Raw genomic sequence first — 22,109 nt, forward strand, 5'->3', positions numbered from 1 at the left:
TTCTCACCCTTGCACCTCACCATCATCGCCTGCGGCAAAAAGCGGTGAGATCGTCTTGAGGACGAATTGCAGCAGTGGATTGGAATGGCGAAAATACATCGCATTTGCCGTCAAGCGGCTTCCAAGCCGAATCTTGTTGCGATAGTAGGCCTGCCCGCTCTGATAGCGGCCCATGCCGTGGCTCAGACAATATTCGATATTGGCGCACCAACTGAGATAATAGAGATTGTAGGACCTGCCCTTCTGACCATCCATGCAGAAGAACTTGTCGATCAACCTGTCCTCGTCGTGGATCAGCAGATTGGCAGCAAGCAGTTCACCGCCCACAAAATACATTGCGCAGAAAGATCGGCCCGGCATGCCCTTCAGCACCCCGTCGAAATAGGCCGGGGTCAGCTCTTCAAACTGTAGTCCGCTCCGCTCGCGCGTCTCACGATAGAGCTGCATGACGCGCGGCAAGAGATCGCCGAATTCCGTGCGGTATTCGACGCGAACCTCTTGCCGGCTCCGCAGCTTCCGACGCATATCCTTGCGGGTCGCCGTAGACAGGGTGGCAAAATAGGCGTCGATCGTACCGAACCCGATGTCCATCCATGCTGTCGGCAGTCCGCCGGTTTCGGCGTAACCTCTCGCCGACAAGACCAGTTCGATGCCCGACGGAATGGGGTAGGGCAGATCCTTCAACGCCGTCAGCGAGCAGCCTTCCATGCGCGCATGCGCCTCGAAAGCGTCGAGGAGTTCGGCAAAGAGCTTTGGCCGGCGGGCTTGCGCGATATCAGGATGAAAGCCGATGGAGGCAGTCTCCGTGCAGGGCGAGCCAAGACAAGCAAGACGGAGCGTCAGGAACCCGCTGAAGATGCGGCGGATGCCTTCCACCGTTCTGCGGAAACGGCCAGCTGCCAGCGTCGTCTCAAGGGCATAACGGCAAAGGAATGCCGGCATGGCGGCAACAATCTCGTCGTCTTCGCACACGACCGCATAACGCCACTCAAAACCGTCGATACCGGCTTCTTCAACCGCGAGCAGATAGTCATAGGTCTCGACCTCACCGGGGAAGCAGGCGTCCCAGGCATCGCGGTCGAGCATGCGAATGCTCGGAACGATCACGGCCACGGATGTCGTATCGCTTGAGACCTGCGCTTCAGGTAGCTGAACTTTAAGCGCTTGCTGCTGCATATTCTGCCTCGAAGAATTCCGCCGTCATGTCAGCAACACGCCTGTGCTGCCGATCGAGATGGATCATGTGATAGCTGTCGTCGAGCCAGCGCAGTTCCCGGCGCCCGCCAATGTGCGATGCGATATACCGGGCGTGCGAGGGGCCACTGAGATCGTCTTCGCGCGAATGGAGGATCAAGGTCGGTGTCCTGATCTCGGGAAGCCGGGCTTTCAACGTCCGGCCAAGCTCATGCATTTCGATCAGGCCGCGCCCCGGAAAGGTTTCGAGCATGCCTTCGCCCGTCATGCCGGCCACCATGCGGCGCATGCGCTCGTCCTTGATGCCGAGGGACGTCGTCTCCCGAAAATTCAGCCGGTCGATGAATGGGATAAGCGAGATCCAGCGAATGTGCGGTGAAAACAGCGAATAATAGCGCGGTACGTCCCATCCATCGTAGTGGAAACAGGGCGAATAGACAGCGACCGCGCGGATCGACAGGGGATTACGATCGGCTGCCATCATCGCCAGCTTGCCGCCAACGCAAATTCCGGCGGCAAAGACCGTGTCGCTGCGCTCGTTGAGCCAGCCAGCTGCGGCTTCGACGCTGTCGAGCCAGTCCTCCCAGCGCGAGCGGCGGAGCGTCGCTTCGTTTTCGCCGTGGCCGGCCAGCAGGGGAGCATAGACGCTGAAGCCGCGGCGATGGAATTGCCTTGCCACAAGCCGCATTTCTGCCGGCGCTCCCGTCAGCCCATGAACAAGGATGACGCCCTTGCCGTTCGTGCCCTCGAGAAAGAAAGAGAGACTGTCAGCCGGCATGCGGGAATTCTCCCTGCTGGCGGTTTTCCTTCGCCATGAAACCCAGCGCGTGGCAGGTGCTGATCACATGCGTGCCCGCCGCCTCCTGCTCCTGCTTGATCTGCTCATGAAAGGTACTGAGCTTCGTCCAGTGCATCTTAGGGCGGTAGTGATGCTCGGCGTGATAGCCGTTACCGAACCAGAGCCAGTTGTAGAAGCCATTATGGCTGCTGACGCCCCAGGCGATTGGAACATCGGGGTCGCCGTTCAGATGCTCATAATAGCCGTTGAGAGAGGACAGGCAGTTACCCAAATAATAAAACGGCAGGAAAAAGAATGTCGCTCTCCAGTCATAGACGAGAGCGAGGAAGACGAAGGCGAAGAACGATACGAGTTCAATGCGCCCCCATCTCGCATCGAACGGCCTTTTTTTCGCAATCGCCTGATGGATGTCGCCGAGATCATCGCGGAAGAAGCTGAGAAACGTGTAGGAGAAGACGTTCTCCGGCTCGCCGTTCTTGCCGTGCTTGTAGATCGACAGTAGGTCGACCGTCTCGCCGTTTTCATTGGGACGGTCGCTGTTGCCGGAATGATGGCGCATATGCACCCAGTGATAATAGACCTGCGAAAAGCCGATCGTTACGGATTCTAGCAGGCTGAATGCATAGTTCATCCACTTTGGCTTGAAATACGGCGTGTGGATGAAGTTGTGCGAGATGCTGTTGATGTTCCACGATATCGACACGGCATCGACCGCGCCGAGCACAGCCGACAGCCAGAGTGGCCGGCTTGAGAAGCCGGCAATCAGATAGATGTTGAATGCCAGATGCGCTGTTGCGGCAAGCACCGGCATGATATCCCATTTCGTGTGCGCGAAGATTTTCATAGTCCCGTCGCTCCGACACAGACCACGCCGGCCGTCACCAGGACGATGCCGAGAGCGTGGCGAAGGTTGATGGTTTCCTTGAAGATGGCGGCGCCTGCAAAACCGATCGCCGCATAGCTCAGCGCCATCAGCGGAAAGGCCACCGACAACGCCACCTGTTCCAGCACGCGCGTCCACATCACCAGTTCGACCGCCCAGAACACGATCCCGAGCCAGATGACCGGTTTCTGCAGGGTTTCGAGCAGCGCGCTTGCAGCGCCGTGCTTGAAGCACAACTCACGCCCGGTTTCGGCAAGAACGCAAAAGGCAATGATGGCGAACGTCCATGCTGTCAGTCCCGTCGTCATGCCATAAGCTCCGACAGGACTTCGAGCAGCGCGTGGTTTGCCGCACTGTTGATGTTGCGGGCAGCCTTCATGTCGTGATGACGGAAGGGCTGGTCGATCAGCACCTCTGCCTTCTTGATCGTGCGCGTGTAGAGATCGCCGCCGTAACACGGCGTCGAATAATCGCCGGTCACGTCCGCTCCGATGACATGGTACCGTTCACCGATTTCGCTGAGCAGCCAAAGGACATAGGGTAGCCGCATACGGCCTTGATCCCAATTGGTCACGGCATCGGCGTAGGAGAGAGCGTCCTTGTCGATCGTGACGTAAACCGCTTCGGTTTGGATGCGGCCGAGAAGCCGGTCGAGGAAATTGCTCTCTCCGAGCTCCGATATCGATTGCCAGTGCAGGGCGCCGTCGATCTGGCTGAAACTCGGGCCCGAGCCGTAGTGCGATTTCACTTTGCTCGGCGGATGTTCATAGGGATAAAGTTCAAGGCGACCGTCGGATAGCGGCACCAGATTGGCGCCCTTGCGCTCCGGTGACCTGAGGTCGCGGCTGCAAACGCCGAGGGTTATCACCTTTTTGACCAGGGGCTGTTCGAGCGCCTTGTTGACCCACGAACCGCAATGCATGCCGGGATCGAAATGCACCCAATCGGGGTGATTGTCGATATGGATGACGGTGACGGCTTTGCGGCTGTTCTCCAGGGCCTGCGATAGAAGAAGAGCCGTCACATGGTGGAAGTCGCCCGATCCCATGAAACAAAGGCGGGCGCCTTCACCGGTCGAGGGCCGGGCCTTCGCCAGGTTGCGCCAGACGGTATCAAGGTCCGGCCGGCGCCCCCACAGCCTGATGGCGCGGCCGCTATCCTTGTCGTCAACTTCGTGCGCCCCGGCCATCTGGCAGGAATGCACGAAGTCTGGCTGCAACTCCAACGCATCATCAAGATGGAGAAGGAGGAGCTGCAAGGTCCTATCTCCGCTCGGCGCGCGTCAGAAGCTGGTCGAGCAGCGAGATAGCAAGCTCGATCTCCTCGCGGCTGATCATCAGGTTGGGTGCAAGGGTGATGACGTTCTTGTGGTATCCGCCAACGTCGAGCACCAATCCATATTTCCTGCCGTCGACCGCAAGATCACCCTTCATGCCTTCGTCAGACATCCAGTCGAGCGTCGCCTTGTCGGGAGTGAAGCCGTCGGGGCCGCAGATTTCCATCCGAAGGGCAAGGCCGAGGCCGTCGACATCGCCGACGATCGCATGCCGCGACTGCAGCTCCTTCAGGCCTTCGAGGAAGTGTGCGCCCTTTTCCATCACACTCGCGCCGAAGTCGGTCTCAGACACCATCTTCAGCGTTTCGAGAGCGACGGCCGTGCCCATCGGGTTGCTGGCGAAGGTCGAATGCGTGGAGCCTGGCGGGAAAATCGTCGGGTTGATCATCTCTTCTTTGGCCCAGATGCCCGAAAGCGGGTTGAGACCATTGGTGATCGCCTTGCCGAAGACGAGCACATCCGGCGACACGCCGAAATGTTCGATCGACCAGAGCTTTCCGGTCCGATAGACGCCCATCTGAATCTCGTCGACAACAAGCAGGATGCCATGATCGTCGAGGACCTTCTTGAGCTCCTTGAAGAAATTCATCGGCGGAATGACATAGCCGCCGGTGCCCTGGATGGGCTCGATGTAGAAGGCGGCATATTCCGATTTTCCGGCCTTCGGATCCCAGACGCCGTTGTACTCACTTTCAAACAGCCGCGCGAATTTCTGGACGCAATAGTGCCCGTATTCCTCCTTCGACATGCCTTTCGGTCCACGAAAGTGATAGGGGAATTCGATGAATTGGGCACGTTCGCCAAAATGGCCGTAACGTCGGCGATAGCGATAGCTCGAGGTGATCGACGTCGCGCCGAGCGTTCGCCCATGGTATCCGCCCTCGAAGGCGAACATCAGGCTCTTGCCGCCGGTATAGTTGCGAACGAGCTTCAAGGAATCCTCGACTGCCTGCGAGCCGCCGACATTGAAGTGAACGCGGCCTTTCGAACCGAATTTATGTTCGGCATCCCGGGCGATCAGCGCTGCGAGCTCGACCTTTTCGCGATGGAGATATTGCGAGGCAACCTGCGGCAACCGATCCAGCTGCCGATGCGCGGCATTGTTCAAACGCTCGTTGCGATAACCGAAATTGACGGCGGAATACCACATCTGGAGATCGAGAAATGGTGTTTCGGCTGCGTCAAAGACGAATGAACCATCGCAGCTTTCGAAGAATTTCGGCTTCTGCGAGTAATGAACCGTATCGCCGTGGGAGCAATAGGTCTTTTCGAGCTGTCGCAGCTCGTCTTCAGAGGCGGTGGGGTGCACATTGGCAGCAAGTTTCAGGTTGGAACGCATGAAGTCCTCTTCTCACGCAGTTTTTGCCACGGCCTGTACAACAGGCAGCCGTGACGGGCTGGAAAGGATGGTTGCGATACTCGCCTGGATTTCGGCGAAGCCGCTGTAGGGGATGAAAGGAACGCAATTCGCGCGGCAATAATCCGCAAGCCTGGCCTTGGCGAAGACAAGCAGCGCCTCGTGGGAGACGCAGAAGTCGCTGCGGCCGTCGCCGATATAGACATGGTTGCCGGACGGCCTCACCTGGGCGCATTTGCACACGCCGGCACCGGCAGTGCAGCTCGCGCTCTTGAATGGAAAGCCCAAATCGAATTCAGGCATGCCGACGTGCGGACGAGAAATCAGCCTGTTTGCGATGATCCGAATGTTATCCAGGCTATGCCTGGCAAGGACCCGCCTGATAAAATGATCGACGCCATCGCTGACGATGACGAGTTCAAGCCCGTTCTTTTCACAGAAGGCCTTGAAAGCCCCAAAGGCATTGTCGATTTCGATCGTGTCCAGAAATGCGTCAATGTCTTCGCGTCTTGCCTGAAGCAGCTGGATCTGGCGGCGCATGCACTGGGCGGATGTGATCCTGCCGTTGGTCCACTGATCTTCGATCTCGCGCCACTCCGCGCGCGCAAACCGGTCCAGAACGAGATCCGTCACATCCTCTTTGGATATGGTCCCGTCGAAATCGCAAAACACCTGCATCGCATGCTCCTTCACTGTGAAGAAGCATTTAGCCTCGCGAACTGAAGGCGAGATGAGGCGAATATGAAGCGAAACTGAATTGACCGCTTATGCGGCAGGAATATCGAGGTCCACCTTCAGGCCGGATCCCCAGGCAGGCGTGCTGAGGCTGATCCCGATGTCGAGACGGTTGCCGATATCGGCGACGATCGGCAATCCCAGTCCCGCACCCTCCCCGGCTTGCGCGTCGAGGCGGTTGAACCGCTGAAAGGCGGCCTCCCGCTGCTCGAGCGGGATACCGGGGCCGCTGTCTTCGATGCAGAGCCGAAATCCGCGCGAGCCGGGTTCGATGCGGACCTCGATCCGACCGCCGGCGGGCGAATATTTGATCGCATTGTCGAGGACATTATCGATCATGACACGCAGCAGAGCACGGTCGGTCAAGACTTGCGGGTCTTGCGTTGCGACGAGCCCGACGTGGAAACCCCGGCGATTGAGGATGACCCCGAAATCCGCCAGGGCTGCCGCCGCAATCTGGCGGAGCGGCAACGCTTCCAGCTGCACCGGTTGATGGCTGACGCGTGCAAGCCGCAGCAACTGCTCTATGAGATGCATGGCGCGCTCGTTGCTGACGACGAGGTCCTTCAGCAGGGCCGCGCGCTCCTCATCGGAATCGGCACGATCGAACATTTGCAAAAGCAATTTGATGCCGGCCTGCGGCGTTCGCAATTGATGGGCCGCAAGATCGGAAAAGCGCCGCTCCATCGTCAGCGAGCGGCCAAGCTTTCGCAAGAGATTGTTGAGCGAGTGGACAAGCGGCGCCAGATCCCGCGGCAGCGCTTTCGTAGCGATCATCGACAGGTCATCCGGCGTACGCGCACGGATCTGCGAGACCAGCTCCCGGACATTGGCGAGCCCGTTATTGATGGCGAGCCAAATGATGATCGCACTGACGGGCACGAGTATGAGCAGCGGAAAGGCGAGATTGAGAAGGATGTTATCGACGAGGCCTTCCCGAAGGATGATCTTTTCGGCGACCTCGATCGTCACGTCGCTATTCGGGATCGGCAGAGCATAGATCCGCCAGAGCTCGTTCTGATAGGTCACATCGGTGAAACCGGCCGGGAACCGCTTGACCTCATCAGGAAAGGCGTTGCTGCTGGCAAAGGCCAGCGCTGACCCCCTCCAGGCGCGAAACGAATGAGCGTCGGCATAGTCGTCCGCGTCCTCGTTGAGAGCAAGCTGATTGTCCATGCTGAAATCAAGATCGGGAACTTGCACCGTCGGTCTTGCCGTCAATCTCGTGAGAGGATGCTTCATCAACGACCAGAGCACATTGGCGTCATTGATCAACTGCGCATCGTAGATGTTGTCGATCTCGCGCGTTGCGCTGCGATAGGCGAGGATGCCGACGATGGCGATCGTGATGATGAGTGTCGGGAGAATGCGTAGAAAAAGGCGTTGGCTGAGTGTCACTGCTGCCGCTCGACCATGTAGCCGACGCCGCGGATCGATCGGATGAAATCGGTACCGAGCTTCTTGCGCAGATTATAGACCGTCACTTCGATCGTATTGCTCTCAACCGAAACATCCGTGTCGTAGAGCGCATACTCGATATCGTTCTTCGTGACGTAACGTCCGCTCCGCTCCATGAGGAGCCGCAACAGATGGAACTCCTTGGCGGGGATGTGAAGCTGTACGCCATTTCGACGGGCCACCATGGCCGAAGGGTCGAGCTCGACGTCAGCGCATCGAATGATGGTTTCGGTGCGGCCCTGCCGTCGCCGGATCAACGCACGCAATCGGGCGAGGAGTTCGTCGAGGTCAAAGGGCTTGACGAGGTAATCGTCCGCCCCCTCGTCCAGGCCCGTGACGCGATCGCGCACGCTGTCGAGCGCCGTCAGCATCAGGATCGGAACGTCGTTGCCTCCCCTCCTGAGCGAACGCGCCACATCAAAGCCGCTCGCCTTGGGAAGATTGACGTCGAGGATCACGCATCCAAATTGGCTGTCGCGCAGCGCATCGAGCGCCGTCTCGGCGTCCCGGAACCAATCTACGCCATAGGCGTGTTTCTCAAGTGCACGTTTCAGCGAGGAGCCGAGAATGTAATCATCTTCGACCAGGAGTATGCGCACGTCCGCATCCTTGCGATATCAACTCTCACCATGCTTCTTCGGTCTCGATTGAGGCCGAAATCCGGCGGAGATCTCCGCATGCTGTCCGAAGCCCCTCTACGCACCGAAGGGATCCACCAACACCTTGCACTGGGTGGTTCGTTTGCGGAGCGTTTCAAAAACGCGGGGCATGTCGTTCAGCGAGATTGTTTCGGAAATAAGATTCTGCGGTGCGTACCGGCCGGATTCCAAGGCGTCGATGGCGGCTGCGAATTCGTGCATGTTGAAGAACACCGACATAACAACGTTGATCTCCTTCGAAATCGCCCGGAAGCTGTCCAAATGGTCGCGCGCGGTGCAAAGACCCAGCACGACCACCTTTCCGCGAGGGCGGACGAGCCCGATGCAGTGGTCGATGAGACCCGGCTTGCCGACACATTCGAAGACGATATCAGGCGGACCACCGAGAGCGGCATCAACATTTGCTGCTTGATCGGGATCTGCAGTAATGAAGGCGCTGGCACCGACGTCCATCGCACGCTCTTCCTGGTGACGATGGATGTCGGTGACGGCAACGGCGCCTGCTCCAAGTCTGCGCGCCCAGAAGGCGACAGCAAGCCCGATGGCGCCCGCCCCCACGATCAGCACTCGGTCGCCCGGCCCCATGGCGGCCCGCCTCAACCCATGCAGGGCCACGGACAGCGGTTCCGCCAGCGCGCCATCGACAGTACGAATGCCCCAAGGCAGTTTGCGGCACTGACGGCCGGCAACGGCTGTATATTGTGCGTAGCCGCCGCCGATCAGCGTCATGCTGTCGCACCAGGCGGGCTCCCCTTTCAGGCAGTTCGAACAATGGCCGCAGCCGCGATTGGGCGCGACCGTCACCTGGTCACCGACTTTGAAGGCTCCAGCCTTTGAGCCGACCTCTATCACCTCGCCGGAAAATTCGTGGCCGAGAATATCGCCGGGCGCGACGCCGAAGACCGGATCTTCAGTCATATGGAGGTCTGAACCGCAAATGCCGCAGCGGCAGACTTTGAGCAGAAGATAATCTGTCTTTGGTTTCGGGTCTTCCGCTTCCATGATCTTGAGCGGCGCGCCGAGCTGGTCGAAAAGTGCGGCCTTCATGATGTCAGCTCCTACCTTCTTCGGACTGCCGGATCAGTTTGCGCCCAATAGGAAACCATGGCGCATCGAAGAAGCGGCAATAAAGCCCCCAGATGCCGCCTCGGGCATAGAGCGCCATGAACAGGGTGAGGATGCCCAGGACCACCATGTAGATCGCGCCATACTGGCTGAAATAGCGGTCGGCAAAGAAGTAGATCAGAGCGCCGATGATCGGCCCCTCGATCGAGCCGATGCCCCCGACCATGACGATAAAGATGCAGATCGAGGCCCAGTTCGGATCATAGCCAGATGACGGCGTAATCCTCAGCTGCGCCATATAGTAGATTGCACCAGCAAGCCCCGTGCCTACAGCTGCTGCAACATAGATCAGGAACCGCAGGCGCTTCACGTTGACGCCCTGGCTTTCGGCGGCGACTGGATTGTCGCGCATGGCAGTCAGGGCTAACCCATAACGAGAGCGAAGCAGCAAATAGCTGCCGCCGACTGTCACCAGCAGCATTATCACGCACAGCGTTACGATCGCGACTTCGCGCTCATGCAGGCTGTACTTGGCGAGCACACGAAGCGTGAGACCCGCACCGGCATTGACGTAGTCGAGATTGCTGGTCAACAGCCGCAAGGCCTCGGCCACGACCCAGGTCCCGATCGAAAAATATGGGCCGTCCAGCCGATGCAGCAGGCCATAGGTCGGCACGGCGAGTAGTGCCGGCATGGCGAGGCAGAGCCCGACAGCGAGGAACGGGTTGATACCGAAGTTCGAGGCCAGGACAAACATGAAATAAGCAGAAGCGCCGATGAATGCCTGCTGGCCGACCGACACCAGCCCGGCATACCCCGCGAGCAGGTTCCACATCTGGGCAATGGCAATCAGGCAAGAAAGCTCGATTGCCCAGCGAATGCCACCCGAGCTGGCCCACCAAGGCATGGCGAGCATGGCAACGAGGACGAGAACGGCGATCGTCTGAGCCACCTTGCTCGACAGGGTATGCCGGTCGACCCGAGCCGGCGTAAAGGTTCTCTTCATCGTCTCACCTGTCGCGGCCTGCAAGATCGTTGGGTTCATGACGGGTTACCTTTTTGAAATCAGGCCTTGCGGGCGGGTCGCGAGTACCAGCAGAAAAACCAAATGGCCGGCAAGAATTCCCCAACCCGAGTCGAACCTGAACCCCACGGCCTGGGAAATTCCGAGCACCATCGATCCGAGGAAAGCTCCCCAGATCGAGCCCATGCCGCCGATGATCACGGCTTCGAAAGCGTAGATCAGTTGCGCAGGACCGTCGGCTGGCGAAACGGTGGAGCGCAGGGACTGGAAGACGGCGGCAAAACCCAGGATGCCGACGGAGAGCGCCGTCGCCAGGGCATATACCTTGCGCGGATTCACGCCGCTGATCGCCGCCGCCTCGACATCAGCGGCGGATGCACGCAACGCGCGGCCGAACCGCGTAGAGCGCAACATCAGATCGATACCTGCGGTAAGAAGTGTGGCGACCAGCAATACGATCAGGGGAAGAACCCCGAGGTAGAGCCCGGCCATATTGACCGACGCCGCCTCGATGCCCCCGCCCGGCAGCGAACGCGTGTCGGCCGACCAGATCTGCAGCATCAGGTTCTGGAGCGCGATAGACAGGCCGAATGTCGCGATCAGCGACGGTAGAGGATCGTCACCGAGGACCCGATTGAGAATGAGGCGTTGCAACAGCCAACCCACGGCTGCGGCCATGGGGATCAGCAGGATCATCAGCGTAAACGGCCCGAAACCGAGGATGCCCGCAAGCGAGATTCCGATCAATGCGAGCAGAATGACCAAGTCGCCATGCGCGATGTTGACGATGCGCATCACACCGAACATGAGCGCCATGCCAAGCGCGTATTGGGCATACATGCCTCCCAGCAGTATCCCCTGGATGACGGCGTCAAGCCACTGCATGATTTGCTCCAAAATAGGCCCGTGCGACATCCTCCCGCGAGACGTCGGCGGAATCTCCCGAGAGCGTGATCCTGCCCTCCAGAATGCAATAGAGCCTGTTAGACGCGGCCAGCGCCCGCGACACGTCCTGTTCGACAAGGATCACCGCCGTGCCCGCTTTTGTAATGGCCGGCAGGGAATCGTAGATCTCACTGATCACCTTGGGAGCCAGCCCAAGCGATATCTCGTCACAGAGCAGCACCTCCGGCTGGCTGAGCAACGCACGGCCTATGGCCACCATCTGCTGCTGGCCGCCAGACATCTTCTCAACCAACCGCTTTCGCATGGAAGCCAGGGCCGGAAAGAGATCGAGGACGCGCTGCATCGTCCAGGTCGTAGTGCCGTTCCTGCGGCCATGATCGAGCGCCACCAGGAGATTGTCCTCGACTGTCATGCCTGCAAAAAGCCGGCGGCCTTCGGGCACCATCGCAAAGCCTTTCTGAACCATCTGATAAGGTGCGCTGCCACCGACCGAAACGCCGGCATGGCGGACCATCTCCCGATTGCTCGGCAACAGGCCCATGATAGTCTTCAGCAAAGTCGATTTGCCGGCGCCATTGGCGCCGATCAGGGCAACGACCTCGCCGCGCATGACCTCGAAGTCCACCGAGAAGAGTGCCTGGAAATCACCGTATCCGGTGCAGAGCCCGTGGGTGGAGAGGATCGGTACTTCAGTCGTCATGCTTCCACTCCCATATAGACCCGGCGGACATTGGGATCGGCGATGACTGCCTGCGGAGTGCCTTCAGCAATCTTCTCTCCGAAATTCAGCACCATCATCCGGTCGGCGGCGGCCATGATTGCGTTCAGTACGTGCTCGATCCAGATAACCGTGACATTGCGACGGCGGACTTTCTTCACCAGATCGACCAGGACATGCGATTCCTGCTCGGTCAGACCGCCCGCGATCTCGTCAAGCAGCAGCAGCTTCGGATCGCTTGCCATTGCGCGCGCCATTTCCAGCCGCTTGCGATCGAGCAGCGTCAGCGAGCCTGCGGTCTTGTTGGCCTTGTCGGCCAGCCCGCAATCCTCGAGGATTTCGGCGCAATGAACGTTCGCACTTCTCTCAGAGCGGGACGCGCCGAACATTGCCGCGACCATCAGATTCTCGAAAGTGGTCATGCCCCCGTAGGGCTTGGGAATCTGGTAGGTACGACCTATGCCCCGCTTGCAGCGCTTGTAGGGCGGCTCGTGCTGCAGGATGGAGCCAGCGAACAAGAGTTCGCCGGCATCCAGTCTGAGGTCTCCGCTGATCAGGTTGAAGAGCGTCGTCTTGCCCGCACCATTCGGTCCCAGGATACCCAGGACCTGATTGGTTCGCACCTCGAAGCTCACGTCGTGGACAACACGAATCGCGCCGAAGGACTTGGACACGCCCACTGCGTTGAGGAGCACTTGATCATCCATGGTGATGCCAGTTTTCTCGCTCAGGACCAGTTGAGGAGGGACAGCTTCTGTTCCGGAGCGATCAGCTTTGAAACCGCATTGTCGACGATCTTCAGGTCATAGGGATATTTCGCGCCCTTCACCCACTGGCCACCGAAGATTGGCGTCTTGCAGATATTCGGGTGCGGACCACCGCTGAACTTGATGGGACCGACGATAGTGTTGAGATCAGTCGCCTTCGCCGCATCGCGGATCGAAGCGCGGTCCCGCGGATCTTCGGCGCGCTTGAGCGTGTCAACGACGACTTCCCAGAGCGCATGTGCATAGCCGAGCGGCTGAATCCATTGCTTGTTTTGCGAGCTTTCCCATTCGCTAGCGATGTCGGCGCTGTTCTGGCCTGTCAGCGACGATTTGAAGGTGAAGGCCGGCGTCCACCAGACCTCTGTCGACATCCCTTCGCCGAGCGGACCCATGGCCGCTATACCTGACGGGAAGAGCAGCGCCGCGGCCACCGTCACCACCTTGGGCCTGTAATTCTGCTGGCTGCATTGGGTGATGAAGGTCTTGAGATCCGAGGGGTAGGTAATGCCGCCGATGATATCGCACTCCTGCGCCTTGTATTCGGCGATCTGGGCGGAGAAATCGTTGGTGCGCGGCTGGAACATTGACGGGATCACCGTCGTGAAGCCTTCCTTTTGCACCGTCGGCGGCAGACCATAATCGTTGTTGCCCCAGGTTTCCCCGTCGGCATTGCGCGGGAACAGCATCCCCACCTTCTTGTTGGTCTCGACCGACTTCCACAGACCAACGAATGTAGCGAGCGCATCTTCGAGGCCCCAGAAGAAATGGTAATTCCACTCGAAGGGCTTCTCGGCGCCGCCGCGCGGCATGACGAAAGCCTGCCATGGCGCGGCCGTCGAGATCGAGGGGCATCCGTAGAGTTCGGCCTGGTCCGCCACCGGATTGTTGATATCGGTGGTCGAGGCCGGAATGATCAGATGCACCTCATCATTGAGGATGAGATTGCCGGCAATTTCAGCAGCCTTGTTGGGATTGGACTGCGCATCGTGGGGAATGATCTCGATATTGTATTTCTTGCCCTTGTTCTCGACTCCTCCGGCCAGCAGCGCGCGCATCTTGCCGAGCGTGTAGCTGTCAGCCTCACCGAAGGGTGCCAGCGGCCCCGTCATCGGCGAGACGAAGCCGATCTTGATCGTGTCGGTCGTGCCTGCCCGCAGGACAGAGGGCATGGCGAGCGCAGCGGCTGCTGTGCCCATTGACTTGAGTGCTGTGCGGCGGCTTATGCCGCCTTTCAGGAATTCGATCCTGCTCATTTTGTTCTCCTCCGCTTGTTTGTTGTTTCACATCGTTGGGCTGCCTCCCGCAGCCCGTGGCGTGAATTGAATGGCGTCCTCGGCGGGCCTGAGCACCAGGCCTCCGTCGATCACGATATGCGCACCTGTGACGTAGGATGATGCGGGCGAGGCGAGATAGAGCGCCAAACCCTTGATCTCCGAGGTTTCGGCAACCCGACCGAGGGCCGACCACATGCTGAATGCCTTGCGGTCCTCTTCGAACCGCATTCGGCCGCCGGCAATATTGGTGATGAAAGGACCCGGCGCGATGGCATTGACAAGAATGCGGTGGCGGCCGAGCTCCATCGCCGCCTGACGGACGAGATGGGCGACACCTGCCTTTGCGGGCATGTAGGGCGTGCCAACGATACCGTCATTGTAGAGAGCCGCGACCGAGGATGTTGCGATGATCCGGCCGCCGCCGGTGCGCTTCATGTGGCGGGCAGCAAGCTTGATCGTGTTATATACGCTCGTCAGGTTGGTGGTGATCACTTCGTCCCAATGATGGTCATCGAGGTTGTCGATCTCGCCATCGGGATTTCGATCGCCGTCTGGTGTGAGGAAGCCTGGGCCGGCGTCAATGCCGGCATTGGCGAACACCACGTCGATCCTGCCGTGGCGTTTGGCCACTTGATCGAAAGCGACCGACATGGCCGGACGGTCGGTAACATCCACCCGCATGCCCCAGACATTGCCATTGCTTCGCGAGAGTTCTTCGACCGTCCGGTCGAGTTCGTTCTGGTTCATATCGAAAATGCAAACGCGCGCACCGCCATCAGCAAGCACTTCCGCATAGGCACGGCCGAGACCCGAAGCGCCACCGGTGACGATCGCTGACTTATCCGATACGTTGAACATTTCCTGAAGCGACATGCTTCCTCCCGATGCTGCAGTTCTGAGGGGATTTGCGAAGGATCAGATGAACATCTGCTCGTTGATCTTCAGATCATTTTCCCTGCAGTAATTGGTGTAATGGTCGATGAACCAGAACACATCCGCGGTGAAAGTGAACTTGGCATCGTCATCGAAAAACTCGATGGGCCCATTGATCCAGAAGAGCGCCTTCATGCCGTTAGGATCGTCCGAGTAGAGCGTGTGCGCCGAACCGGGCAGCTCGTAGACGAAATCACCCGGACGCGCCGTCCAGTCATATTCGTAATAGCCCCACGAACCCTCAAGCGTTATCGCCGAAACTACGCCGCGATGCTTGTGGGTGCCGATCCGGCCGCCGCCTTTGACCCAGAGGATGTTGGCAACGGAATTGGTACGCACATCGAAGCAGAGATGTTTGATCGCTGCGGAATCGCCAAAAGGCACCCAGGGCGTCGAAGCGTCGTCGCCGGGGATATGGGCACCGTCGCGGGCAAAGCGGCGGATGGCCTCCTCGTATGGCTCCTCCGGTAATTTCACGATTTTCGGCCGCTCGTTCATGGAAATCTCCTCCGAATACTTCCCATCCGACAACTGCAAGGAAGCTTAGGAAGCGGCCAAAAAAATCGTCAAATTCTTTCTTTCAGAGATTTCTGGACAGTCAGCATCATCGATAGTGCGTATTTGAAATTGTTATGAAAAAACGCGTTTCGAATGCCCTCTTGTTGCAGTGCCAACGTGTAATGACGCACCGCGAAATTCATCAAATGATAAAATTCCACTTGCTCAAATCATAAACTCGAGCACTCTGACTGCGGGGAGCCGGCAGAGATTTGGGAGTGGCTCGCCGGGGGAGGATGCATTCATGAAACTTGCTGTAAATCAGGAGTCCCTGCTGGATCGGGGCGGTAATCCGACGATCCGCGAATTCCTGAGCAAGCTCACCTACAATCCTGTCGATGGCACGATCAAGCTTAACGAGCGACGTCTGATCATGCAGCGCGCCACCTCACGCGGCGCGCTGCGGGACGAGCTTGTCCGCCGGTACGGTCGTGACGACGCCTTTGTCATTCTCACCCGCCTTGGCTATCTGGCGGGCAAGGAAGATGCCGAGTTCATTCGGCAGGCATGGCCGGCACTTGATCAGGGCGATGCATTCACAGCCGGGACCAGACTCCACATGCTCAAGGGCGAGGTTCGCGTCGAAACCGTGCATAACGACTTCGACTTCAAGAAGGGTAAGTTCTCGGGCGAGTTCTTCTGGAACGACAGCATAGAAGCCACCGAATATCTCGAGCGTCACAACATCGCTCATGAATCCATGTGTTGGACGCAGGTCGGCTACGCGGCGGGCTATGCTTCCCATTTCTTCGGCAAGCTGATCGTCTACAAGGAGATTCAGTGTATCGCGCGCGGCGACAAACGCTGTCGTGTGGTTGGCAGGCCGGCGGAAGCATGGGACAAGGACGACGAGACGGTCCGGCTCTATCGCCGTCACATTTTGGCTGAGGGAAAGCCGTCCACGCTCCAACCGCAGACGATGCGGGCGACGACAATGCAGCGGGAGGGGCACGATGGTGGACACCACACCTCGGATCCGGTCGCCGCCATCCTTCTGGAGCCGGTGCGCCAGCGCCTGGCGCAGATCGTCCAGATGGCGAATATTCCCGTTTTGATAACTGGTCCCTGCGGCAGCGGAAAATGCGTGGCCGCACGTCATATCCACGATGCCGTTCATGGTGCCGCGACGCGGTTCGAAAGCTTTTCCTGTTCTGCGATTACCAATGGCAATCTGTCCGACATGATCGCTGTCCAGCAGCGCCGCGGCCGCAAGTCGGCGGCGGGCGGGGAAGCCGCAACAACAATCGTGCTGCAAGATATAGAGAGGCTGAGCGACGTGGCCCAGCTTGAAATCGTCGAAATGCTTTCGGGCCAGAGAAAAGGGCAAGAAAACAACCTTCATTCGAGACTCATTGCAACCTCGACCCTCTCTCCCCAGGAGTTGGCAAGCCTGCCGCATCTGCGCAAGGATCTGTTCTATTCGTTCATGGCCCTGCCCATCACCATGCCTGCGCTGGCAAGTCGGCCCCACGACATCGGGCGTCTGGCCGAAGCCATCATGAGGTGTTTGGCGCCCGAATACGGCAAGAGCCCGCCTATACTGGCAGAGGATGCCACGGCATGGCTCAAGGCACTTCCATTGCCGGCAAACCGGCTCGAACTCGAAGCATTAATGCGTGGAGCAATTCTGACTGCGAAGCAGGATCGGGTGACGGCATCGACGCTAGAAGACGTGGCCGAGGATATGGGAATGCTGCCGCAACCCTTTGCAGCAGACAAAGCCCTCGCGGCCGTTCTGGCGCAGACAATCGAGCGAGGTGGCTTCGCTATCGATGATCTTAACCGCCAGATCTACCAGATGACCATCCGGCAAGCAGACGGTAATGTGGCACGGGCAGCCCGTATGCTCGGGCTCAGTCGTGCTCAGTTCGCCTATCGGCAGGGCCAGATCAGCAACGGAAGAAGCCCCTGAAGCAATGCTGCCACGTGTTGCGATCCACCGGCTTCAAGGACAGTGTTGTGGCCAGTGATCGCGGTAGCTGGTGCCGAGCTTCCGAGCGGCGCCCCTTTGATCGCGAACGCTAAGTGAGCCTGTCATGCACGGGTCGACTTAAGCATACGTTTGCGACGGCCACGGGCGAAGCTCCTCCTGCGTCCGTTCGGAGTTCCCAATGAGATGTGGTTTCAACGCGGTTAAGTATTTGACGACGTGTTCGCGGTCTATCGGCTTACTGAACAAATAACCTTGGAGTGTGGTACAGCCCATTTCCAGCAGGCACATTGCCTGCCGGTGGGTTTCCACACCTTCCGCGGTGACCTTCATTTTTAGCTTCTGCGCCAGATTGAGCACCAGTTCAACGATTGCGAGGCTCGATTCATCGTCAAGCATGGTGTCGATAAAGCTTTTATCGATCTTGATGATATCGACGGGCAGACTCCGCAAATGCGTCAGTGACGCATAGCCCGTCCCAAAGTCATCGAGCGCCACAGCCAGGCCTTTTTTCCGCAAACGCTGCAGCGTTGTTGCAACGGTGTCTTCCAAGCCCTGCAGGAACACTGTTTCAGTTACTTCAAGCACCAGTTTGTCCAGCGGGATGCCTCTCGACGCAAACGCAGCAACAATCTTCGTTTCCAGATCGCCCCTCATGAAGTCGGAGGCGCTGACATTCAGCCCGACCCGTCCGAAATCCAGCCCGCGGTTCATCCAGTTACGGATATCGGTCGCGACATGCTCGAGCATGCGTGTCGTGATATGATGGGACACGCTCGAGTCCGTGAACGCCTCATGAAATTGCGCAGCCGACAGGATTGAGTTATCCGGGCGCTGCATTCTCACAAGCGCCTCGAACGCCCATACCTGACCGTCTGCACAACGAACGAGTGGCTGATAATGTGGCACTATCCGATGCTCAGTGAGTGCCAGTTCCACCTCCCGAACGATCTGAATGCGATGGGCTATCGTCGAACGCAGGCTGGGCTGATATTGGACGTAGCTGCCGCGCCGTGTTTCCTTGGCGTGGTAGAGGGCAAAGTCCGCATTTTGTGAAAGTGTTGCCGCATCCATTTCACCTTCTGAAATCGCACCGCCTAAGGTTATCATCGGATTTATCGTCGACCCACCGACCTCCAGCGGGCGGCCGATATATTCGATCAGATGTCGCGCCAGTGAACGCATGCCCCGCGCGTTTGCGGGCGCTTCCAGGATGACGCAGAACTCATCACCGCCGAGGCGAAATACCTTTCCACGCTTTCCGAGGCGCTCGTCCAGACGCGACGCTACGCCTTTCAACAGCAGATCACCGGTTGCATGGCCGAGGGTGTCGTTGATTTGCTTCAAACGATCGACGTCGATCAGCAACAAACCGATGGAGGAAGCCTCCGTCGCCGTGAGTCTCTCCATATGCGCATTGTAGGCCGCCCGGTTTGCAAGGCCGGTAAGGGGATCGGCGTTTGCTGCCCGGAGCAGACGTTGCTCATAGCGCACTTTTTCGGAAACATCCTGAACGATGCCGAATAGACGTCTTGGCTCACCTTGCAGGTGTTCGATATCGCTCACAACGCGAATCCATCGTTCCTCGCCTTCTGGAGTGATGATGCGATATTCCTTGTCAATACCGGTGCCTGCGCCATTCAGGATGTCGCGGATCCTGCGCCTGACGCTGTCACGTTCTTCGGGAGCGTAGCAGCCGATCACCTCCTCCGAAGTCATGCGCTTGCCGATCGGCAATCCCACGGTGCGGTATATCTGATCCGACCAGACGATCGCACCGGTGCTAAGGTCCATCTCAAAACCACCGACCTTGGCAGAGCGCTCGGTTTGTTCGAACCGCGCCTGCTTCAACTCCAGTTCACGTTGCTGCTCCTTCAGCAGGCTTTGCTGACGATGCTCCCGGATAAGGCCCATGACGACGCTCGCCAAACTATGGAGCTGTTCGAGGTCCCGATCGCTGAAGCGGCGGCTCTTGGTGTCGAGGACACAAAAGCCGCCGTAACACGTCGCTCCTTCCGAAAGCGGAACCCCCGCATAGAACTGTACGGACCAGTCTTTAACGAAAGTATTTGCGCAAAAGCGGGAGTCTGTGCGGGCATCTTCGACGACGAGCGGAGAGCCTGTTTCCACGACGTAGCCGCAAAAGGAATGCTCGCGCGGCGCCTCTTCCAAAGGGAAGCCTTGCCGAGCCTTGAACCACTGCCGGTGCTCATCGACAAACGAAACCAACGCCATCGGCATATCGAACATGCTGCAGGCAAGACGTACGATCGCGTCGAACTCCGTCGTTGGCGGCGTATCGAGAATGCTTGCCTCGTAAAGAAGGTTCAGCCTCTCGTCTTCTGTCAGTGACATGCGACCTTACTCCTCGCAGTGCCGAGTGAGTGGGACCCTTCATGGATCGTAGAAGCGGACGAACTTGCCGCTGACGGGGTGTAAAATTGCGTTATCTCATGGCCGAGTATCGCACCACGACGTTCGCAAGCGCCTTGCCGCGAGCTTTCATACCGATCCAATTTCCTGCGATGATCAGAATTCTTCCCAATCAGATTTCAGCGCGACGGCTGCCGAGCCGCGTTGGGCGGATCTGGCGGACGAGCTACGAACGACTTTCAAAGCCGTCGGTGGGACAGGGTGGCGATCCGCCTGCGTGGACGAAGGCCTCGATCTCAGGGTATCGTCAAAACGGAACTGTTCAAGAAGCTCGAAGAGGGCTGCAGCCTCTCGTGCGAGGCCATGGCTGGCTGCGGTCTGCTCCTCGACCATCGCGGCGTTCTGCTGCGTTCCCTGATCGACGGTGTTGATGGCCTGGTTGATCCCGCCAAGCGCAGTCGATTGCTCGCGCGCGGCCTCCACGATCGCAGCCACGTTGGTGTTGATTTCGTGAACCTGACTGGCGATTTCCCGGAGCGCGGATCCGGCATTCGTGACAAGGCCGACGCCGTTTGCCACGTGGGAACCGGACGCCGTGATCAAGCTCTTGATCTCTTTCGCAGCTTTCGCGGAGCGCTGAGCCAGTTCGCGAACCTCTTGGGCAACAACTGCAAAACCCTTGCCGGCCTCCCCTGCCCGCGCCGCCTCTACGCCGGCATTGAGCGCCAAAAGGTTCGTCTGGAAGGCAATTTCGTCGATGACACCGATGATATTGGAAATTTCGCGCGACGAGGTTTCGATCTGGTCCATGGCTCCTATCGCGTCACGCACGACCTGGCCGGAATGCTCAGCGTGGTCTCTGGCGCGTGCCACGAGCCGACCGGCATCCTCGGCACGCCGGCTCGAATCTTTGACCGTCGTTGTGATTTCCTCAAGGGCCGCCGCCGTCTCTTCGACGGACGCGGCTTGCTGCTCGGTGCGCTTTGCCAGATCGTCGGCAGCGGTGCGAATTTCATTGGAGCCGGCCGAAATCGCCTTGGCGTTTTGAGCCACTGTCGCCATCGCGCCCTTCAGCTTCTCTGAGGCACTGTTGAAGTCGGTCCGCAGCCGTTCCAGCGACGGAATGAAAGGCTTTTCGATCGTTTGCGACAGGTCGCCGTCGGCAAAATTGGTCAGGCAACGGGCAAGTTGCTCGACATTCTCGACGCGGCCCGTCACATCGGTCGCGAACTTCACGACCTTGAACACCTTGCCGTTCAGGTCGAAGATCGGATTGTAGGAAGCCTGGATGAAAACCTTCCGGCCACCCTTGCCGACACGCATAAATTCATCGGCAACCAGCTGGCCACTTGAAAGCCTGCGCCAGAATTCCTTGTAAGCGTCCGACCTTGTGTAGTCTGTTTCACAGAACATCGAATGATGCTTGCCCTGGATCTCGGCAAGCGAATACCCGAGGGCGCTGAGGAAATTGTCGTTCGCGGTCAGAACTTCGCCCGCTGGCGTGAATTCGATGATCGCCTGTGCGCGGGACAGCGCCTCGATCTTGCCCGCATCCTCGGCAGATTTCAGCTTCTGCGCGGTAATATCGGTTGCAATCTTGACGACCTTGATCGGCTTTCCACGTCGAAACACGGGATTGTAGGACGCCTCGATCCAGACCTCGCGCCCGCCTTTTCCAATCCGCTTATATTGCTGTTGATCGAATTTCCCGGCCGACAGCTTTGCCCAGAAAGCCTTGTATTCCGCTGAGGATGCATAGGCTGGCTCGACAAACATGCTGTGATGTTTTCCAACGATCTCCTTCAGCTCGTAGCCAAGCGCCCTGCAGAAGTTTTCGTTGGCCGTGAGGATCTTGCCCGACAAGTCAAACTCGATCATGGCCTGCGAATTCGACAGAGCGGCAAGAACCGCGACAGCATTTCCACCACGATCAAGAATACTCACCCGCAATCCTCCACAGGTTTCACCGCTGCCGACCCAGTCACGCTACCAATATTCACACATCATCACTAACGCATATTTAATTATAAGATTGACGCGACAGAAGGGCGCAAAACGGCTGTCGATTAGTCCACCTTCATCTCGACTCTAAAAGAAAAAAAGGAGCGCGGCGGCTCCGAATTGAATAGCAGGAGCCATG

General features: G+C 58.6%; 20 protein-coding genes. 1 reads left to right on the top strand and 19 read right to left on the bottom strand.

From position 1 onward, the window contains the following. Positions 1-3: 3 nt before the first annotated feature. From H4W29_RS24080 to H4W29_RS24160, 17 genes are all read right to left on the bottom strand, one after another. Positions 4-1,176, bottom strand: coding sequence for a peptidogalycan biosysnthesis protein (locus tag H4W29_RS24080; RefSeq protein WP_192731369.1), 1,173 nt, complete (start codon positions 1,174-1,176; stop codon positions 4-6). Beyond that, positions 1,157-1,972: an alpha/beta hydrolase gene (locus H4W29_RS24085; RefSeq protein ID WP_192731370.1), complete on the bottom strand. Its 816-nt coding sequence runs from the start codon at positions 1,970-1,972 to the stop codon at positions 1,157-1,159. Before H4W29_RS24085 ends, H4W29_RS24080 begins: the two co-directional genes overlap by 20 nt. Then, positions 1,962-2,837: a fatty acid desaturase family protein gene (locus H4W29_RS24090; RefSeq protein ID WP_192731371.1), complete on the bottom strand. Its 876-nt coding sequence runs from the start codon at positions 2,835-2,837 to the stop codon at positions 1,962-1,964. Before H4W29_RS24090 ends, H4W29_RS24085 begins: the two co-directional genes overlap by 11 nt. After that, positions 2,834-3,184, bottom strand: a complete 351-nt coding sequence (locus H4W29_RS24095; RefSeq protein WP_192731372.1) for a DMT family transporter — start codon at positions 3,182-3,184, stop codon at positions 2,834-2,836. Before H4W29_RS24095 ends, H4W29_RS24090 begins: the two co-directional genes overlap by 4 nt. Next, positions 3,181-4,134 carry an arginase family protein gene (locus tag H4W29_RS24100; protein WP_192731373.1) on the bottom strand — a complete coding sequence of 318 codons (954 nt, stop codon included), beginning with the start codon at positions 4,132-4,134 and terminating at the stop codon, positions 3,181-3,183. The genes H4W29_RS24095 and H4W29_RS24100 overlap by 4 nt, the downstream gene beginning before the upstream one ends. 4 nt (positions 4,135-4,138) lie before the next feature. Then, the gene (locus H4W29_RS24105) at positions 4,139-5,551 is read right to left on the bottom strand and encodes an aspartate aminotransferase family protein (RefSeq protein WP_192731374.1); all 1,413 of its coding nucleotides are present in this window, start codon (positions 5,549-5,551) and stop codon (positions 4,139-4,141) included. A gap of 12 nt (positions 5,552-5,563) precedes the next feature. Further along, on the bottom strand, positions 5,564-6,247 hold the full coding sequence (locus tag H4W29_RS24110; RefSeq protein ID WP_192731375.1) for an MtnX-like HAD-IB family phosphatase: 684 nt from the start codon (positions 6,245-6,247) through the stop codon (positions 5,564-5,566). A gap of 87 nt (positions 6,248-6,334) precedes the next feature. Next, on the bottom strand, positions 6,335-7,702 hold the full coding sequence (locus H4W29_RS24115) for a sensor histidine kinase (RefSeq protein WP_192731376.1): 1,368 nt from the start codon (positions 7,700-7,702) through the stop codon (positions 6,335-6,337). Continuing rightward, positions 7,699-8,361: a response regulator transcription factor gene (locus H4W29_RS24120; protein WP_192731377.1), complete on the bottom strand. Its 663-nt coding sequence runs from the start codon at positions 8,359-8,361 to the stop codon at positions 7,699-7,701. Before H4W29_RS24120 ends, H4W29_RS24115 begins: the two co-directional genes overlap by 4 nt. 96 nt (positions 8,362-8,457) lie before the next feature. Continuing rightward, on the bottom strand, positions 8,458-9,468 hold the full coding sequence (locus H4W29_RS24125; RefSeq protein WP_192731378.1) for a zinc-dependent alcohol dehydrogenase: 1,011 nt from the start codon (positions 9,466-9,468) through the stop codon (positions 8,458-8,460). A gap of 4 nt (positions 9,469-9,472) precedes the next feature. Further along, positions 9,473-10,531: a branched-chain amino acid ABC transporter permease gene (locus H4W29_RS24130; protein WP_246517437.1), complete on the bottom strand. Its 1,059-nt coding sequence runs from the start codon at positions 10,529-10,531 to the stop codon at positions 9,473-9,475. Between the two features lie 6 nt (positions 10,532-10,537). Next, the gene (locus H4W29_RS24135; RefSeq protein ID WP_312872361.1) at positions 10,538-11,425 is read right to left on the bottom strand and encodes a branched-chain amino acid ABC transporter permease; all 888 of its coding nucleotides are present in this window, start codon (positions 11,423-11,425) and stop codon (positions 10,538-10,540) included. Beyond that, entirely contained in the window at positions 11,382-12,116 is a 735-nt protein-coding gene (locus H4W29_RS24140) for an ABC transporter ATP-binding protein (protein ID WP_192731380.1), read from the bottom strand. The genes H4W29_RS24135 and H4W29_RS24140 overlap by 44 nt, the downstream gene beginning before the upstream one ends. Further along, positions 12,113-12,841 carry an ABC transporter ATP-binding protein gene (locus H4W29_RS24145; RefSeq protein WP_192731381.1) on the bottom strand — a complete coding sequence of 243 codons (729 nt, stop codon included), beginning with the start codon at positions 12,839-12,841 and terminating at the stop codon, positions 12,113-12,115. Before H4W29_RS24145 ends, H4W29_RS24140 begins: the two co-directional genes overlap by 4 nt. Positions 12,842-12,861: 20 nt before the next feature. Further along, positions 12,862-14,154, bottom strand: coding sequence for an ABC transporter substrate-binding protein (locus H4W29_RS24150; RefSeq protein ID WP_192731382.1), 1,293 nt, complete (start codon positions 14,152-14,154; stop codon positions 12,862-12,864). Positions 14,155-14,181: 27 nt separating this feature from the next. After that, positions 14,182-15,048, bottom strand: a complete 867-nt coding sequence (locus H4W29_RS24155) for an SDR family NAD(P)-dependent oxidoreductase (protein ID WP_192731383.1) — start codon at positions 15,046-15,048, stop codon at positions 14,182-14,184. Positions 15,049-15,090: 42 nt separating this feature from the next. Next, entirely contained in the window at positions 15,091-15,606 is a 516-nt protein-coding gene (locus H4W29_RS24160; protein WP_192731384.1) for a 2,4'-dihydroxyacetophenone dioxygenase family protein, read from the bottom strand. Positions 15,607-15,910: 304 nt separating this feature from the next. Here H4W29_RS24160 and H4W29_RS24165 point away from each other — a divergent pair, with 304 nt between their 5' ends. Next, positions 15,911-17,578 (top strand): XylR N-terminal domain-containing protein, encoded by a 1,668-nt coding sequence (locus tag H4W29_RS24165; protein WP_192731385.1) that lies wholly within the window; start codon positions 15,911-15,913, stop codon positions 17,576-17,578. A 138-nt stretch (positions 17,579-17,716) separates the two neighbouring features. Here H4W29_RS24165 and H4W29_RS24170 read toward each other — a convergent pair whose 3' ends face one another. Then, complete coding sequence (locus H4W29_RS24170) at positions 17,717-19,951, bottom strand: EAL domain-containing protein (RefSeq protein WP_192731386.1); 2,235 nt, start codon at positions 19,949-19,951, stop codon at positions 17,717-17,719. A gap of 174 nt (positions 19,952-20,125) precedes the next feature. Further along, positions 20,126-21,913 (bottom strand): methyl-accepting chemotaxis protein, encoded by a 1,788-nt coding sequence (locus tag H4W29_RS24175; protein ID WP_192731387.1) that lies wholly within the window; start codon positions 21,911-21,913, stop codon positions 20,126-20,128. Between the last annotated feature and the right edge of the window lie 196 nt (positions 21,914-22,109).

Origin of the sequence: Rhizobium viscosum, from assembly GCF_014873945.1 — a bacterium.
GTDB classification, from domain to species: Bacteria; Pseudomonadota; Alphaproteobacteria; order Rhizobiales; family Rhizobiaceae; genus Rhizobium; species Rhizobium viscosum.